Below are 16,373 nucleotides of genomic sequence, written 5' to 3' on the forward strand. Positions count from 1 at the left end.
GACCGTGCCGCTGGCGGCGCCGGCGACCCCACCGGCCAGCAGCCCGGCGCGCAGGGCCTTGCGGCCGGTGCGGTAGTCGCGGATGCGCCAGCCCTGCTCGCGGGCGTGGGCGCGCAGGCGGGCGTCGGGGTTGATCGCGCACGGGTCGCCGACCATCGTGAGCATCGGCAGGTCGTTGTAGGAGTCGGAGTACGCCGAGCACCGGTGCAGGTCGAGCCCCTCGCGCGCGGCGAGCGCCCGCACGGCCTCGCCCTTGGCAGGACCGTGCAGCAGGTCGCCGACGAGCTGGCCGGTGTAGACCCCGTCGGCGTGCTCCGCGACCGTGCCCAGGGCGCCGGTGAGACCGAGGCGACGGGCGATGATCTGGGCGATCTCGATCGGAGCGGCCGTGACGAGCCAGACCCGTTGGCCCTCGTCGAGGTGCATCTGGGCGAGCGCGCGGGTGCCGGGCCAGATCCGGTGGGCCATCGCCTCCTCGAAGATCTCCTCGGCCAGCTCCTGCAGCTCGACCACCGTGTGCCCGGCGATGAACCCGAGCGCCGAGGCGCGGGCCTCCGCGACGTGGTCGGGGTCCTCCACGCCGACCATCCGGAAGTAGGCCTGCTTCCAGGCCGCCCCGACGAGCTCGCGGGTCGTGAAGAACTTCCGGCGGTGCAGGCCGCGGGCGAAGAAGTAGATGCTCGCGCCCTGCATGACGGTGTTGTCGACGTCGAAGAACGCCGCCGCCGACGCGTCTCGCGGCGGCGTCAGCGCCGACTCCACCTCGGCTGCGGCGGCCGCCGCCTCGCCGGCGAGCACGGACCGCGCCTGGAGGTTCCTCGGACGGGGTCTCTTCTCGCGCGGCTTCTCGTGCGACGGGGTCACCCTGGAAGCGTAGACCGGCCTCGGCCGACGTCGACGGGTCTCGCCGATGCCCGCCCGGGCGCGAGAGCGGTGTGGAAGTATCCCCCCATGTCTGGCATCCGCGACGTCGCCGAGCTGGTGAGCGTGGCCGCTGCCGAGCAGCCCGACCAGCTCGCGGTCGTCGAGGCCGGGGGCCGCAGCCTGACCTGGGGTCGGCTCGAGGACGAGGTCGCGCGGATCGCCACCGGTCTCGGTGTGATGGGCGTGCTCGGTGGTCATCGGGTGCTGCTCGCCGTCGGCAACCGCCTGGAGTTCGTGACGACGTACCTCGGCGTGCTGCGCGCCCAGGCGGTCGCGGTGCCCGTCAACCCCGGTTCGACGCCGGACGAGCTCGCGCGGATGATCGTCGACTCCGGGTCGCGCCTGGTCGTGGCCGACGTCGACACCGTCGGTGCCGTCCGCGACGCGGTCGCGACCCTCGACTCCCCGCCGACGCTCGCCGTGATCGGGGTGGAGCCGGGGCCGGGGGAGCGCGCCTACGACGAGCTCCGCGAGCTCCCTGCGCGACCGGTCCCGCCGTTGCAGGATCCCGAGAAGCTGGCCGTCCTGCTCTACACCAGCGGTACGTCGGGGCGCCCGCGCGCCGCGATGCTCACCCACCGCGCGCTGCTGGCCAACCTCGACCAGATCGCCCAGGTCGACCCGCCGATGATCCACGGCGACGACGTGGTGCTCGGGGTGCTGCCGCTGTTCCACGTCTACGGGCTCAACGCCGTGCTCGGCGGGGTGCTGCGACACCGGGCCAAGCTCGTGCTGGTGGAGCGCTTCGACCCCCACGAGACGCTCACGCTCATCGACGACGAGGCCTGCAGCGTCGTCCCCGTCGCGCCGCCCGTGTTCGCCTACTGGCAGGGCGAGGAGCACCTGGTCGAGCACCTCGGGCCGGTCCGGGTCGTGCTCTCCGGCTCCGCGCCGCTGGCGCCCGAGGTCATCGAGGCGTTCACGGGCCGCACGGGCGTCCCGGTGCACCAGGGCTACGGTCTCACCGAGGCCGCGCCGGTCGTCACCAGCACGCTGTGCAGCGTCGCTCCGCAGGTGGGCTCGGTCGGGGCGGCGCTGCCCGGGGTCGAGCTGCGGCTGGTCGACGAGGCGGGCCGTCAGCCCGAGGGCGACGACCCGGGCGAGATCCAGGTCCGCGGGGCCAACCTGTTCAGCGGCTACTGGCCTGACGCCGCCGACGGCCCCGCCGACGACGGCTGGTGGTCGACCGGGGACGTGGGGTTCCTCGACCCGTCGGGCGACCTGTTCCTGGTCGACCGCATCAAGGACCTGGTGATCGTCTCGGGCTTCAACGTCTACCCCGTCGAGGTCGAGGACGTGATCGCGGAGGTCGCCGGGGTGGCCGAGGCCGCGGTCATCGGCGTCGCCGACCCGACGACCGGCGAGGCCGTGGTGGCCTACGTCCGGGCCCCCGGCGCCGACGCCGGCGCGGTCGAGGCCGCGGTCCGCGCGCACTGCGAGGAGCGGCTCGCCCGCTTCAAGCGCCCCACCCGCATCGAGGTGGTCGACGCCCTGCCCAAGACCGTCACCGGCAAGGTCCAGAAGGGCCGGCTGCGCGGCATCGAACGGCGACGCACGCTGGGACTCCTCGAGTGAGCACGCCACGCGTCACCCTCTACTCCCGCCCCGGCTGCCACCTCTGTGACGTCGCCCGCGAGGTCATCGAGCGGGTCTGCGCCGACCTCGGCGAGGAGTACGTCGAGGTCGGCATCGACGACGACCCGCAGCTGCGCGAGCGGTTCACCGACGAGGTGCCGGTGACGTTCGTCGACGGCCGCCAGCACGACTTCTGGCGGGTCGACGAGACCCGGCTCCGCGCCGCCCTCGGCGCCGGCTGAGCACTCCGCCTCCGACGCGCACGCGGGGCGTGGCCGTTCTCACAGGAGCGTGAGGTCGCGGCTGGGGCGGCTCCCGCTCGGTTTGTTCTCGCGTTCACAAACTCCTACAGTGAACGAGCCGCCGGGTGCGAGGACGGGGTCGTCCACGCGCGTCGACGACGGCCCAAGCCCCTGGCATGGAAAGAGCAGCAGTGACCGCACGGACCTCCCCCGAGAGTGCCCGGGACATCCCCGAGGCGACCGTCGCGCGACTCCCCGTCTACCTCCGGGCGCTGGTGACGCTCTCCGAGCAGGGCACTGCGACGTGCTCGAGCGAGGAGCTCGCCGTCGCCGCCGGCGTCAACAGCGCCAAGCTCCGCAAGGACCTGTCCTACCTGGGCAGCTACGGCACCCGGGGGGTCGGCTACGACGTCGACTACCTGCGCTACCAGATCGCTCGCGAGATCGGCGTCACCCAGGACTGGCCGGTCGTCATCGTCGGCATCGGCAACCTCGGCCAGGCGCTGGCCAACTACTCCGGCTTCCGCAGCCGCGGCTTCCGGGTGGTGGCCCTGCTCGACGCCGATCCGGCCCGCCACGACGCCGTGGTCGCCGGCATCGACGTACGCCCCTTCGCCGACCTCGAGCGGATCGCGCGCGAGCACTCGGTGGCGATCGGCGTCATCGCGACGCCCGCGGTGGCGGCGCAGGACGTGGCCGACCGGATGGTCGCGTGCGGCATCACCAGCATCTTGAACTTCGCACCGACCGTGCTGAACGTCCCCGCCGAGGTCGACGTCCGCAAGGTCGACCTCTCCATCGAGCTGCAGATCCTTGCCTACCACGAGCAGCGGAAGACCAACGGGGCCCAGAACGGCGCGCAGGACGGTGCCCGCGAGGGGGCACAGACAGCATGAGCGTCCTCGTCGTGGGCGTCTCCCACAAGTCCGCGCCGGTCGCGCTGCTCGAGCAGCTCGCGCTCGACGGCCCCGCCCTGCACAAGCTCATCGACGACGTCGCCGCGAGCGAGCACGTCACCGAGGCGACCGTCATCGCGACCTGCAACCGGCTGGAGATCTACGCCGAGGTCGACCGCTTCCACGGCAGCGTCGAGGAGCTCTCGCGGATGGTCATCGACCACGCCGGCGAGAGCACCGAGGCGATGCTGCCGCACCTCTACGTCCACTACGACGACGGCGCTGTGTCCCACCTCTTCCAGGTGGTCGCCGGCCTCGACTCGATGGCCGTCGGCGAGGGCCAGATCCTCGGCCAGACCCGGGCCGCGCTGAGCGCGGGCCAGGAGATCGGCACCGTCGGGCCCTCGCTCAACCTGCTGTTCCAGCAGGCGCTGCGGGTCGGCAAGCGGGCCCGCGCCGAGACCGGCATCGACCGGGCCGCGCCGTCGCTCGTCACCGCCGCCCTCGATCGCAGCCGGGCCGCGGTCGGCGACCTGTCCGGCAAGCGCGTTCTCGTGGTCGGTGCCGGCTCGATGGCCGGTCTCGCGACCGCGACCGTGGCCGGGCGGGGCGCCGCGAGCGTGACGGTCGTCAACCGCACCGCCGCCAGCGCCGACCGCCTCGCCGAGGAGTACGGCGCGCGCGCCGCGACGCTGGACGACCTGGTGGCCGAGCTCGCCCTCGCCGACGTCGTCGTCTCGTGCACCGGTGCGGCCGGCATCCTCATCAGCCGCGACATGCTCGCCGCGGCGACCGCCGACGGGCGCCCGGTCTCGATCATCGACCTCGCGCTCCCGCACGACGTCGACCCCGAGGCCGCCGGCCTGCCGGGCGTCACCCTGGTCAACCTCGCCGACCTGGCCGACGACCTGCGCGACTCCGAGGCCGGCCAGGAGGTCGAGGCGGTCCGCACGATCGTGGCCCAGGAGGTCAGCGCCTTCCTCACCGCCCGCCGGCAGGCCAGCGTGACCCCGACGGTCGTCGCCCTGCGGTCGATGGCGACCTCGGTCGTGGACGCGGAGATGGAGCGGCTCATGGGCCGCCTGCCCGACCTCGACGAGGCCGCTCGGGCCGAGGTGCTGCACACCGTGCGCCGGGTGGCCGACAAGCTGCTGCACCAGCCGACGGTGCGGGTCCGCGAGCTGGCCAACGAGGCCGGCGCGGTCTCCTACGCCGCGGCCCTCGCCGAGCTCTTCGCGCTCCACCAGGACGCCGTCGACGCCGTCACCCGCCCCGAGGGCCTGGCATGAACACCCCAGCGATCCGCGTCGGCACCCGCGCCTCCGTGCTGGCGACCACCCAGTCCGGCCTGGTCGCCGACCGGCTGCGCGAGGTCCTCGGGCGCGAGGTGGTGCTGGTGCCCGTCTCGACCGAGGGCGACCGGAGCCAGGCGGCGGGCACGCCGCTGCAGGGCGCGGCCAGCACCGGCGTCTTCGTGGCCGCGCTGCGCGAGGCGCTGCAGCGCGGCGAGGTCGACGTCGCCGTCCACTCGCTCAAGGACCTCCCCACCTATCCCGCCGAGGGCATCACCCTGGCCGCCGTCCCCACCCGTGAGGACCCGCGCGACGTCGTCGTGGCCCGTGACGGGCTCACGCTCGGCGAGCTGCCGGTCGGCAGCCGGGTCGGCACCGGATCTCCTCGACGTGTCGCCCAGCTGCACGCGCTCGGCCTCGGTTTGGAGGTGGTCGGCATCCGTGGGAACGTCGACACCCGGATCGGCAAGGTCCGCAGCGGGGACTACGACGCCATCATCCTCGCGCGGGCCGGGCTGGCCCGCATCGGTCGCCTCGACGAGGTGACCGAGGTGCTCGACCCCCTCCAGATGCTCCCCGCCCCCGGGCAGGGCGCCCTGGCGGTGGAGTGCCGCACCGGCGACGACCTCGTCGCCGAGGTGACGGCCGCCTTGGACGACCCGCGGACCCGGGCCGCGGTGACCGCCGAGCGGGCGGTGCTCGCGACGCTCGAGGGCGGGTGCTCCGCGCCGATCGGAGCGCTCGCCGAGATCGTCGAGGGCGAGGAGGACGAGGAGCTCTGGGTGAGATCAGTGGCGCTCTCACCCGACGGGGGCCTCGCGGTGCGGATGTCCGCAGCGGGGGACCCCACTGATGCCGTCGGTGTCGGGACCCGGTTGGCCGAGGAGATGCTCGCCGACGGGGCCGGACGACTGACGGATGCCGACAGGAACACAGCAGACAAGGTGCAGAACGCATGACGCGAGGCAAGACCACCACCGCCACCGGCTCGGGAACCACCCGCGGCTGGGTGTCGTTCGTCGGCAGCGGGCCGGGCGACCCGGGCCTGCTGACGATGCGCGCGGTGGAGCTCCTCCAGCAAGCCGACGTCGTCGTCACCGAGGTGCCCGACCATGCGGCACTGGTGCGCACGGTGCTCGGGCTGCCGGCCCAGGCCGAGGCGCCCGCCGAGGGTGAGGCCGGCGTGCCCGTCGGCCCCGAGCTCGTCGACGGCGGCTTCGGTGAGGACGGCCAGCCGCTGACCCACGCCGCGCGTGCCAAGGTCGTGGTGCGCCAGGCCAAGCGCGGCCTGCGCGTGGTGCGGCTGATGGCCGGCGACCCCTTCCTCTACGCCTCGGGTCCCGAGGAGGCGCAGGCCTGCGTCAAGGCCGGCGTGGGCTTCGAGATCGTCCCCGGCGTCTCGTCGGTCAGCGCGGTCCCGGCGTACGCCGGCATCCCGCTCACCACCAAGGACAGCCGCGAGGTCGCGGTGGTGACCTGCGGCGAGCGCGTCGACTGGAGCCAGTACGCCGACGCCCGCACCCTGGTGCTGCTCTCGGCCGTCGGCCAGATCGCCGAGATCAGCAAGGCCCTCGTCGCCGCCGGCCGGTCGCCGCAGACCCCGGTCGCGATGACCCGCGTCGGCACCACCACCGAGCAGCTGACGGTCACCTCGACGCTCGAGTCCATCAGCGCCGATGCCCGCGCCGCCCGGATGGCGCCCCCGGCGATCACCGTCGTCGGCGACGTCGTCGACCTGCGCGAGACGCTGTCGTGGTTCGAGACCAAGCCGCTGTTCGGCTGGCGCGTCCTGGTGCCGCGCACCAAGGAGCAGGCCGGCTCCCTGTCCGCGCGCCTGCGCGGCTACGGCGCCGTCCCCGACGAGGTGCCCACGATCTCGGTCGAGCCCCCGCGCAACCCGCTGCAGATGGACAAGGCCGTTCGCGGTCTGGTCGAGGGCCGCTACGAGTGGATCGCGTTCACCTCGGTCAACGCCGTGCGTGCGGTCCGCGAGAAGTTCGAGGAGTACGGCCTCGACGCCCGCGCCTTCTCGGGCCTCAAGATCGCCGCGGTCGGCGACAAGACCGCCCAGGCCATCGCCGCCTGGGGCCTGCGCGCGGACCTGGTGCCCTCGGGCGAGCAGTCCGCTGCCGGCCTGCTCGCCGACTGGCCCGAGTACGACGAGCTGCTCGACCCGATCAACCGGGTCTTCCTGCCGCGCGCCGACATCGCCACCGAGAACCTCGTGGCCGGGCTCGTCGACCTCGGCTGGGAGTGCGACGACGTGACGGCGTACCGCACCGTCCGGGCCGCGCCGCCGCCGGCGCCGACGCGCGACGCGATCAAGACCGGCAAGTTCGACGCCGTGGTCTTCACCTCGTCCTCGACGGTGCGCAACCTCGTCGGCATCGCCGGCAAGCCGCACCCCTCGACGATCATCGCCGTGATCGGTCCCGCGACCGCGAAGACCGCCGAGGAGCACGGCCTGCGGGTCGACGTGCTGGCAGCCAAGCCCGACGTCGACGCGCTGGTCGACGCGCTCGCCGACTTCGGCGCCTCGCGCCGGATCGCGATGGTCGAGGCCGGGCAGCCGGTGACCAAGCCGTCGGACCGCAAGCCCTCGGGTCGGCGCAAGACGACCTCGGCACGGTGAGCCGATGACTGACGCGCCGCGGCCGCTCGGTCCGATCGTCCGGCCCCGCCGGCTGCGGACGACGGCCGCGCTGCGTCGGATGGTCGCCGAGACCTCGCTCGAGGCCCGACAGCTGGTGCTGCCGGTGTTCGTGCGCGAGGGCCTCGACGAGCCCCGGCCGATCTCGTCGATGCCGGGCGTCGTCCAGCACAGCCGCTCCTCGCTGCTCGCGGCCGTCCACGAGGCGGCCGAGCTGGGGCTGGGCGGGGTGATGCTGTTCGGCATCCCGGAGACCAAGGACGCGACCGGCTCGGGCGCGCTCGACCCGCGGGGCATCCTCAACGTGGCGATCGCCGATGTCGTCGGCGAGGTCGGTGACGCGCTCACGGTCATGAGCGACCTGTGCCTCGACGAGTTCACCGACCACGGGCACTGCGGCGTCCTCGACGACCGCGGCCAGGTCGACAACGACCGCACGCTCGAGCTGTACGCCGAGATGGGCCTGGCCCAGGCGGCGGCCGGCGTCCACATGGTCGGCCCGAGCGGGATGATGGACGGCCAGGTCGCCGTCGTCCGGGACGCCCTGGACGACGCGGGCCACACCGACGTCTCGATCCTCGCCTACTCCGCGAAGTACGCCTCGGCGTTCTTCGGCCCGTTCCGCGAGGCCGTCGACTCCTCGCTGCAGGGCGACCGCCGGACCTACCAGCAGGACCCCGCCAACGGCCGTGAAGGCGTGCGCGAGGCCCTTCTCGACGTCGAGGAGGGCGCGGACATCGTCATGGTCAAGCCCGCCTTGGCCTACCTCGACGTGCTGCGCCAGGTCCGCGATGCCGTCGACGTGCCGGTCGCCGCCTACAACATCTCCGGCGAGTACGCCATGGTCGAGGCGGCCGCCGCGAACGGCTGGATCGACCGCGAGGCCGCGATCCTCGAGACCCTCACCTCGATCCGCCGGGCCGGTGCCGACATCGTGCTGACGTACTGGGCTGCTGAGGTGGCGCGGCTACTGTCTCGGTGATCTCGAGCGAACAGTCGGCGGCCTCCCAGGCGCCGATTCTCCGTCCTCCGTCGGCGGCGTCAAAGGGTTCCCTTCGGCGGCTCCGCCGCCCTTGACCCCGCCGTCTCCGGACGAGTTGGCGCCTGTCGGGAGGACGCCGACCTGTGGTCACCGCGGGGCGTCATACGTTCTGGTCGCTGGGACGGCCACTTCGTATGACGTCCCCGGCGGCGCGCCAGACGTCATACGTCCTGGTCGTTAGGGCGCCCATTTCGTATGACGTCCCCGGGAGGCCGCCACTGATCAGCGGCGGGGTTGGTCGGCGATCGAGCTCAGTGCGTGTAGTCGTAGACGCACTTGTCGAAGGCGTCGTCGGTGCGCAGGGGGTTGTCGACGTAGCCGTCGAGCGCGCACTGGATGATCGCCTGAGCGTGGGAGAGCAGCCCGTCGACGGGTGCGATCGAGGTCGAGGGCAGCGGCGGCAGGGTCACGCCGGTCGACGGGAGCTTGATGTCGCCGCCGCCACCGCCGCCGCCTCCGCCGGCGGGCAGGCCCGGGCCGGCCGGCTGCGTCGGCTGCTGCGAGGGCTCCTGCGCCGGCTGCTCCGGAGCGGACTGGCCGGGGCCGTCGGACTGCGTGGCGTGCGGCTGGCCGTGGTGCTTCTTCGGACCGGCCTTGGTGGGCTGCTCGGGAGCCGGCACGAGGTAGCCGGCCGAGGTGGTGCCGTTGGGCACCGACATGAAGTCGCCGTCGAGGTAGGCCGTCATGATCGAGAGCACCAGGTCGACGTAGGACGAGCTGTGGTTGTAGCGGTAGACGGCGCCGCGCTGGCCGGCCGGCGTCGCGAGGTCGTCGTTGCCGGAGCAGAGGTAGACGGCGGTCGCGAGGGCGGCGTCGTCGATGTCCTGCGGGTTGCGCTGGCCGTCACCGTCGGCGTCGACGCCGACGACCGACCACGTCGAGGGGATGAACTGCATCGGGCCGATCGCCCGGTCGAAGCGTGCGTCGGAGTCGTACTGCCCGGCGTCGGTGTCGGTGATGCGGCTGGTGCCGTGGCGCCCGTCGAGCGCGACGCCGTAGATGCCGGGGCGGGCGATGCCCTTGGCGTCGAGGGTGTTGCCGTTGGTGCGGCCGTGGTCGGACTCGACGCGCCCGATCGCGGCGATCAGCTGCCAGGACAGGTGGCAGCTCTTGTCGGCGGCGTTGATCACGGTCTCGGCGCGCTGGTAGGCGGCGAGGGCGGCCGAGGGGATGCCGGAGGTGGACGCCGTGGAGACCACGCGAGCCCCGTCGCCACGGACCCCGGGCGCGACGCCGCCCGCGGTGGAGACGCTCGCGGGGGCGCGGATCACCTGGGTGGGCACCGTGGAGCCGTCGGGCAGCGTGGCGTCGGGCTCGATCTCGGCGCTGGCGGTCGCGGTGCTGGCGCCCACGCCGGCGATGCTCGCCGTCCAGGCGGCCGAGAGCAGCGCCAGTGGCACGAGGGCCATGGCCTTCTGGGCGCGTCCGAAGCGCGCGGACCGAGACGTCGGCCGGACAGTCGACATTGGTTCTCTCCCTGTTCTCCCTCGCCAGAGACTCCCTCAAGCCCCCGCGGTGATCCGTCCAACGAGTGGCGTCACACACAGTTACGGTACGTCGTGAGGTCCGTTGCGGGCTCCGCCCTCGTCGAAACGGTCATTCCCGCAGGTCATGACGGTGAAACGCGTTCTCGCACATTCAGTGGTCCAGACCACGTGGACCGCCGGTCGACGGACCTCGGCGCCGAGCCGTTGGCCGCCTCGGGGACAATGACCCGGTGACCGTCGCACACCCGCGCCCCACCACCGCGTCCAGCGCTCTGTTCGAGCGTGCCCGGGCGGTGACGCCCGGCGGGGTCAACTCCCCGGTGCGCGCGTTCAACGCGGTCGGCGGCACCCCCCGGTTCATCCGCTCGGCCCACGGCGCCTGGCTCACCGACGCCGACGGCAACGAGTACGTCGACCTCATCTGCTCCTGGGGCCCGATGCTGCTCGGGCACGCCCACCCCGAGGTGCAGGCCGCGGTCGCGGCCGCGGTCGCGCGCGGCACGTCGTACGGCGCTCCCACCGAGCCGGAGGTCGAGCTGGCCGAGGAGATCGTCGCGCGCACCCCGGTCGACCGGGTCCGGTTCGTCTCCTCCGGCACCGAGGCCACGATGTCGGCGATCCGCCTGGCCCGCGGCTTCACCGGTCGCGACCTCGTGGTGAAGTTCGCCGGCTGCTACCACGGCCACGTCGACTCGCTGCTCGCCTCGGCGGGCTCGGGCCTCGCGACGTTCGCGGTGCCGGGCACGCCCGGGGTGCCCGAGTCCTCCACCGCCCTGACGCTCGTCCTGCCCTACAACGACCGTGCCGCGGTCGAGAAGGCGTTCGCCGAGCACGGCGACCGGATCGCCTGCCTGATCACCGAGGCCGCGCCCGGCAACATGGGCGTCGTCCCCCCCGAGCCCGGGTTCAACGCCTTCCTCGCCGAGACCTGCACCCGCCACGGGGCCCTGTTCGTCAGCGACGAGGTGATGACCGGCTTCCGCGCCTCCGCGCAGGGCCACTGGGGCCTCGACGGCGCCACCGAGGGCTGGCGGCCGGACCTGATGACCTTCGGCAAGGTGATGGGCGGCGGCTTCCCGGCGGCGGCGTTCGGCGGCCGCGCCGACGTGATGGGCCGGCTGGCCCCCGAGGGCCCCGTCTACCAGGCCGGCACTCTCTCGGGGAACCCGATCGCGACCACCGCCGGCCTCACGACCCTGCGCCTGGCCACCGACGACGTCTACACCCACATCGGCGCCGCCGCCGACACCGTCAAGACCGCGGCCTCCGACGCCTTGAGCCGAGCCGGCGTCGAGCACGTCGTGCAGTCCGCGGGCACGATGTTCTCGGTGTTCCTCACCAGCGGTCCGGTCCGCGACTTCGACGACGCCTCCCGCACCGACGGCACGGCGTACGCCGCGTTCTTCCACGCGATGCTCGAGCAGGGGGTCTACCTCCCGCCGTCGGCCTACGAGGCGTGGTTCCTCTCCTCCGCCCATGACGATCGCGCGGTGCAGACCGTGCTCGACGCCCTTCCGGGTGCCGCCCGCGCCGCGGCGGCCGCCCAGCAGTAGGAGCTCCCTGTGACCCAGACGCCCGACACGACCGTCCATCTCCTGCGCCACGGCGAGGTCTACAACCCTGACGGCGTCCTCTACGGCCGCCGCGACGGCTTCCACCTCTCCGAACTGGGCGTCAAGATGGCCGAGAAGGCCGCCGCCACCCTCAAGGAGCGCGACATCGTCCACCTGCGGTCCTCGCCGCTCGAGCGGGCCCAGGAGACCATCCGCCCGCTCGCGGACGCACGGGGGCTCGAGGTGCTCCTCGACGAGCGGGTCATCGAGTCGACCAACAAGTTCGAGGGCATGCGCTTCGGCCACGGGGAGAACGCCCTGCGCGACCCGCGCACCTGGCGACTGCTGTGGAACCCGCTGCGGCCCTCGTGGGGTGAGCCCTACAAGCAGGTCGTGGCCCGCATGAAGGCCGCGATCATCGACGCCCGCGACGTCTCCCGCGGCCACGAGGCGCTGATCGTGTCCCACCAGCTGCCGATCTGGATCACCCGGCTGGCGGCCGAGCACCGCTCGTTCCTCCACGACCCGCGCAGCCGCCAGTGCACGCTGTGCTCGGTGACGTCCTTCCACTTCGTGGGGGACCGGCTCGCCCAGGTGAGCTACTCCGAGCCTGCCGGCGACCTGATCCCCGTCGCGGACCGCAAGGCGCCCTTCTCGGCGGGTGGCGCCCCCGAGGAGCGCAGGCCCTGACGTGCGGTTGCTGAGCCTGATCGTCGGCTGCGTGCTCCTGGCCACCGGGTGCACGTCGCTGCAGGGCACCAACGACAACGGCTTCATCGCCGGCGACCAGAGCATCCGGATCATCGACCCCGCGGATCGCAGCGACCCGGTCGACTTCGAGGGCACCTCGCTGACCGGCGAGAAGATCCGCTCCGCGGACTACCGGGGCACCGTCCTCGTGGTCAACAAGTGGTGGTCGGGCTGCACGCCGTGCATCAAGGAGATGCCGATGCTCGTCACGGCCTCGAAGGAGCTCGGCGACCGGGCGGCGTTCCTCGGCATCAACATCCGTGACGCCAGCGCCGACCAGGGGCTGGCGTTCATGAGCTCCGTCGGGGCGGACTACCCCTCGATCTGGGACGTGAAGGGACGGGCGGTGCTCGCGTTCGCCGGCAAGGCGCCGATGGCCGCCGTACCCACCACGGTCGTCCTCGACCGCCAGGGCCGGGTCGCGGCCGTGGTCGCCGGTGCGATCACCGGCGAGCGCACCTTCATCGACGTCGTCGAGCAGATCGCCGAGGAGCCGGCCGATGGCTGACTGGTTCCAGGAGACCGCGTTCTCCGGGTCGCTCATCCTCGCCGTCCCCGTCGCGCTGATCGCGGGGCTGGTCTCGTTCTTCTCGCCCTGCGTGATCCCGCTGCTGCCGGGCTACCTCTCCTACGCCACGGGTCTCTCCGGCGCCGACCTGGCAAGCGGCCAGGCCGGCACCCGCCGCGGACGGATGCTGCTCGGGTCGGGGTTGTTCGTGCTCGGGTTCTCGGTGGTGTTCGTCATCCTCGGCACCCTGTCCGGCGCGCTCGGCTCCTGGTTGGTCACCTGGCGCGACCAGATGACGTTCGTCCTCGGGCTGCTGACGATCGTGCTGGGGCTCGGGTTCGCGGGCTGGCTGCCGTTCCTCCAGCGCGAGTGGCGGGTGCACTCGGTGCCGGCCGTCGGGCTGGCCGCGGCGCCGCTGCTCGGCTTCCTCTTCGGCCTCGGCTGGACGCCCTGCATCGGCCCGACGCTGAGCGCGATCACGACCCTGTCGTTCAGCGAGTCCACCGCAGGGCGGGGCGCACTGCTCTCGGCCGTCTACGCCCTGGGCCTCGGCCTGCCGTTCATCCTCGCCGGCCTCGCCTACGAGCGTGCGCTCTCGGCGGTCGGGTGGGTACGCCGCCACCAGGTGTGGGTGATGCGGGCCGGGGGGCTGATGCTGGTCGCGGTCGGCGTCCTGCTGGTCACCGGCTGGTGGGACCAGGCCGTCATCTGGCTGCAGCTGCGCCTGGTCAACTCCTCCGAGACCGCCCTGTGAGCGCCCGATGACGAACACCACCGAGCGGACCTCACTGAGCACCCGACCGTCCGACGACGACCGTCGCCCGGGCGAGCTGAACTTCCGCGAGCTGCTGCGCTGGATCTGGCGCCAGGTCACCTCGATGCGCACGGCGCTGATCCTGCTGCTCCTGCTCGCGCTCGCGGCGGTGCCCGGCTCGATCATCCCCCAGGAGGGCGTCGACTCCCTCAAGACCTCCAACTGGCAGGCCGACCACCCGAAGCTGACGCCGATCTACGACCGGCTCGGCCTGTTCTCGGTCTACGACTCGCCATGGTTCTCGGCGATCTACCTGCTGCTGATGCTCTCGCTGGTCGGCTGCATCCTGCCGCGCCTGTGGCACTACTGGCGCGGCTTCCGGGCCCAGCCGCCCGCCGCTCCGCGCAACCTGACCCGGCTGCCCGACCACGCGTCGTACGTCGTGGAGGGCGAGGCGGCCGCGGTGCTCGAGCGCGCGGAGGCGGTGCTGCGGCGTCGCCGCTACCGCGTCTCGGTCGGACCGGACGCCGTCTCGGCCGAGCGGGGCTACCTCCGAGAGGCCGGCAACCTGGTGTTCCACCTCGCGGTCGTGGTCGTGCTGGTCGGCTTCGCGATGGGCGGGCTGCTCGGCTACAAGGGCGGCGTCATCCTGCTCGTCGGCGACTCCTACGGGTTCTCCAACACCCCCGACCAGTACGACGACTTCAACCCCGGCAGCCTCTTCGATGCCGATCGCATGGAGCCGTTCACGTTCTCCATCGACGACTTCTCCTGGGACATCTACACCGACGGCCCGCGGGCGGGCATGTCGCGCAACTTCGCCTCCCGGCTGACCTACCGCGACTCGCTCGACGGGCCCGAGAAGACCTACGACCTCAAGGTCAACCACCCGCTCTCGATCGGGTCGACCGAGGTCTTCCTCATCGGCCACGGCTACGCGCCGGTGATCACGGTCCGAGACGGTACCGGCAAGAAGGCCTACAGCCTGCCCACGGTGTTCCTGCCCACCGACCAGACCCTCCAGTCGATCGGCGTCGTCAAGGCGCCGTTCGCCTCGCCGACCCAGATCGGCCTCGAGGGGGAGTTCTATCCCACGGTCGCGTTCTCGAAGCAGACCGGCAGCTACTTCTCGACGCTCAGCAAGCCCGCCGACCCGATGATCTCGATGCTCGTCTACACCGGCGACCTCGGGATGAGCGACGGTGCGCCGCAGTCGGTCTACGCCCTGGACAAGACCAAGACCACGATGCTGAAGAAGAAGAACGGCGCGCCGTTCCGCATCGACCTGCGCCCCGGCGAGACCGTCACCCTGCCCGACGGCCTCGGCTCGGTCACCTTCGACCGGCTCGAGGAGTGGAACAAGATCCAGATCAGCCAGACCCCCGGCAAGTTCCTGGCCCTCGGTGGGGTGGTGCTCGCCCTGATCGGCCTGCTGGGCTCGCTGTTCATCCGTCCACGACGCGTTTGGGTTCGCGCCCGTCGCGAGGGGGACGGCACACTGGTCGAGGTGGCCGCGCTCGACCGGTCCGGCGGCGGTGACGTCGCGGCCGTCGTCGACGACCTCGTCAAGGCCCTGCAGCAGCAACCGGAGGAGAAGCAGTGACCGACGTTCAGTGGGAGAGCTTGAGCAACTGGGCCGTCGCCGCGTGCGGCGTCGTCTACTTCCTCGCGCTCCTCGTCCACCTCGCCGAGTGGGCCTCGCTGCGCAAGGTCCCGGTCGCTGCCGGCGGCGCCGCCGTGGCCTCGGTCGACATCCCGGGCGGCGTGGCCGTGATGACCGGCCCCGAGGGCGAGCAGGACGGGCAGGTCCGCCGTACCGAGTTCCTCGGCCGGCTGGGCTACCTGCTCACGGTGCTCGCCGTCGCCGTCCACCTGGTCAGCCTCGTCGGCCGCGGCATGGCCGCGAACCCCGACCGGGTGCCGTGGGGCAACATGTACGAGTTCACGCTCACCGGCACCTTCGTCGTCGCGGCGCTGTACGTCGCCCTCTACCAGCGGTTCCGCCTGGCCTGGATGGCGCCGATCGTCGTCGCGTTCGTGCTCAGCGTGCTGATGGTCGCGGTGATCTGGCTGTACTCGCCGGTCGCCCCGCTGACCGAGGCGCTCTCGTCGTACTGGCTGGTGATCCACGTCGTCTCCGCGATCATCGCGACCGGCGCCTTCACCCTCGGTGGCATCACCTCGGCGCTCTACCTGGTCAAGGAGCGCGCGACGCCGCGCGAGTCCGGCTACGTCGCCCGGCTGCCCAAGCCCGAGGTCCTCGACCGCGTCTCCTACCGGCTGCACGCCTTCGGCTTCCCGGTGTGGACGTTCGCCGTGCTGATCACCGGCCCGATCTGGGCGCACCAGGCCTGGTCGTCGTACTGGAACTGGGACCCCAAGGAGGTCTGGGCGTTCATCACCTGGGTCGTCTACGCGGCCTACCTGCACGCCCGCACGACCGCCGGGTGGAAGGGCCGCAACGCCGCGATCCTCGCCCTGGTCGGCGTCGCCACGCTGTGGTTCAACTTCATCGGGATCAACTACTTCTCGACCACCAGCCAGCACTCCTACGCCGGCGGCGCGCCGGCCCTCGTGACCGGCGAGAGCGCCCTCACCGACTCGACCGCCCCGTAGCGCGAGTCGGCGCTACTGCACGATGAAGGGGCGCCGAGTCGGCGCTACTGCAGGCTCCGGTGGGGCCGGCTCGTCGCTTGCGCG

15 protein-coding genes are annotated in these 16,373 nt (G+C 72.5%); 13 read left to right on the forward strand and 2 right to left on the reverse strand.

Annotated elements, in window-relative coordinates; genetic code table 11:
* A partial coding sequence (locus tag Q0L15_RS12980) for an HAD-IB family hydrolase (protein ID WP_296604864.1) occupies positions 1–864 on the reverse strand: 864 nt, incomplete at its 3' end.
* An 87-nt stretch (positions 865–951) separates the two neighbouring features.
* Here Q0L15_RS12980 and Q0L15_RS12985 point away from each other — a divergent pair.
* The 7 genes from Q0L15_RS12985 to hemB all read left to right on the forward strand — a co-directional run bounded on the left by Q0L15_RS12985 (position 952) and on the right by hemB (position 8,561).
* The gene (locus Q0L15_RS12985; protein WP_296604865.1) at positions 952–2,499 is read left to right on the forward strand and encodes an AMP-binding protein; all 1,548 of its coding nucleotides are present in this window, start codon (positions 952–954) and stop codon (positions 2,497–2,499) included.
* Positions 2,496–2,741 carry a glutaredoxin family protein gene (locus Q0L15_RS12990; protein ID WP_296604866.1) on the forward strand — a complete coding sequence of 82 codons (246 nt, stop codon included), beginning with the start codon at positions 2,496–2,498 and terminating at the stop codon, positions 2,739–2,741. The genes Q0L15_RS12985 and Q0L15_RS12990 overlap by 4 nt, the downstream gene beginning before the upstream one ends.
* Positions 2,742–2,917: 176 nt before the next feature.
* Positions 2,918–3,637 (forward strand): redox-sensing transcriptional repressor Rex, encoded by a 720-nt coding sequence (locus Q0L15_RS12995; RefSeq protein WP_296604867.1) that lies wholly within the window; start codon positions 2,918–2,920, stop codon positions 3,635–3,637.
* Positions 3,634–4,926 carry a glutamyl-tRNA reductase gene (locus Q0L15_RS13000; protein WP_296604868.1) on the forward strand — a complete coding sequence of 431 codons (1,293 nt, stop codon included), beginning with the start codon at positions 3,634–3,636 and terminating at the stop codon, positions 4,924–4,926. The genes Q0L15_RS12995 and Q0L15_RS13000 overlap by 4 nt, the downstream gene beginning before the upstream one ends.
* Positions 4,923–5,888 (forward strand): hydroxymethylbilane synthase, encoded by a 966-nt coding sequence (hemC, locus tag Q0L15_RS13005; RefSeq protein WP_296604869.1) that lies wholly within the window; start codon positions 4,923–4,925, stop codon positions 5,886–5,888. Before Q0L15_RS13000 ends, hemC begins: the two co-directional genes overlap by 4 nt.
* The gene (locus tag Q0L15_RS13010) at positions 5,885–7,561 is read left to right on the forward strand and encodes a uroporphyrinogen-III synthase (protein WP_296604870.1); all 1,677 of its coding nucleotides are present in this window, start codon (positions 5,885–5,887) and stop codon (positions 7,559–7,561) included. Before hemC ends, Q0L15_RS13010 begins: the two co-directional genes overlap by 4 nt.
* 4 nt (positions 7,562–7,565) lie before the next feature.
* Positions 7,566–8,561, forward strand: a complete 996-nt coding sequence (gene hemB / locus Q0L15_RS13015) for a porphobilinogen synthase (RefSeq protein WP_296604871.1) — start codon at positions 7,566–7,568, stop codon at positions 8,559–8,561.
* A 311-nt stretch (positions 8,562–8,872) separates the two neighbouring features.
* On the opposite strand, the gene Q0L15_RS13020 is transcribed toward hemB, so the two are convergent.
* Positions 8,873–10,030 (reverse strand): lytic murein transglycosylase, encoded by a 1,158-nt coding sequence (locus tag Q0L15_RS13020; RefSeq protein WP_296604872.1) that lies wholly within the window; start codon positions 10,028–10,030, stop codon positions 8,873–8,875.
* A 308-nt stretch (positions 10,031–10,338) separates the two neighbouring features.
* On the opposite strand from Q0L15_RS13020, the gene hemL reads away from it, so the two are divergent.
* Genes hemL through ccsB form a run of 6 tightly spaced genes read left to right on the forward strand, consistent with a single transcriptional unit; the run spans position 10,339 to position 16,289 of the window.
* Positions 10,339–11,661: a glutamate-1-semialdehyde 2,1-aminomutase gene (gene hemL / locus Q0L15_RS13025; protein WP_296604873.1), complete on the forward strand. Its 1,323-nt coding sequence runs from the start codon at positions 10,339–10,341 to the stop codon at positions 11,659–11,661.
* Positions 11,662–11,670: 9 nt separating this feature from the next.
* Positions 11,671–12,351 carry a histidine phosphatase family protein gene (locus tag Q0L15_RS13030; RefSeq protein ID WP_296604874.1) on the forward strand — a complete coding sequence of 227 codons (681 nt, stop codon included), beginning with the start codon at positions 11,671–11,673 and terminating at the stop codon, positions 12,349–12,351.
* A 1-nt stretch (position 12,352) separates the two neighbouring features.
* Entirely contained in the window at positions 12,353–12,919 is a 567-nt protein-coding gene (locus tag Q0L15_RS13035) for a TlpA disulfide reductase family protein (RefSeq protein ID WP_296604875.1), read from the forward strand.
* Positions 12,912–13,673 carry a cytochrome c biogenesis protein CcdA gene (locus Q0L15_RS13040; protein WP_296604876.1) on the forward strand — a complete coding sequence of 254 codons (762 nt, stop codon included), beginning with the start codon at positions 12,912–12,914 and terminating at the stop codon, positions 13,671–13,673. The genes Q0L15_RS13035 and Q0L15_RS13040 overlap by 8 nt, the downstream gene beginning before the upstream one ends.
* Positions 13,674–13,680: 7 nt before the next feature.
* The gene (locus tag Q0L15_RS13045; RefSeq protein ID WP_296604877.1) at positions 13,681–15,276 is read left to right on the forward strand and encodes a cytochrome c biogenesis protein ResB; all 1,596 of its coding nucleotides are present in this window, start codon (positions 13,681–13,683) and stop codon (positions 15,274–15,276) included.
* Positions 15,273–16,289 carry a c-type cytochrome biogenesis protein CcsB gene (ccsB, locus tag Q0L15_RS13050; protein ID WP_296604878.1) on the forward strand — a complete coding sequence of 339 codons (1,017 nt, stop codon included), beginning with the start codon at positions 15,273–15,275 and terminating at the stop codon, positions 16,287–16,289. The genes Q0L15_RS13045 and ccsB overlap by 4 nt, the downstream gene beginning before the upstream one ends.
* Positions 16,290–16,373 lie beyond the last annotated feature (84 nt).

Source organism: Nocardioides sp. (genome assembly GCF_024509035.1).
GTDB lineage: Bacteria > Actinomycetota > Actinomycetes > Propionibacteriales > Nocardioidaceae > Nocardioides.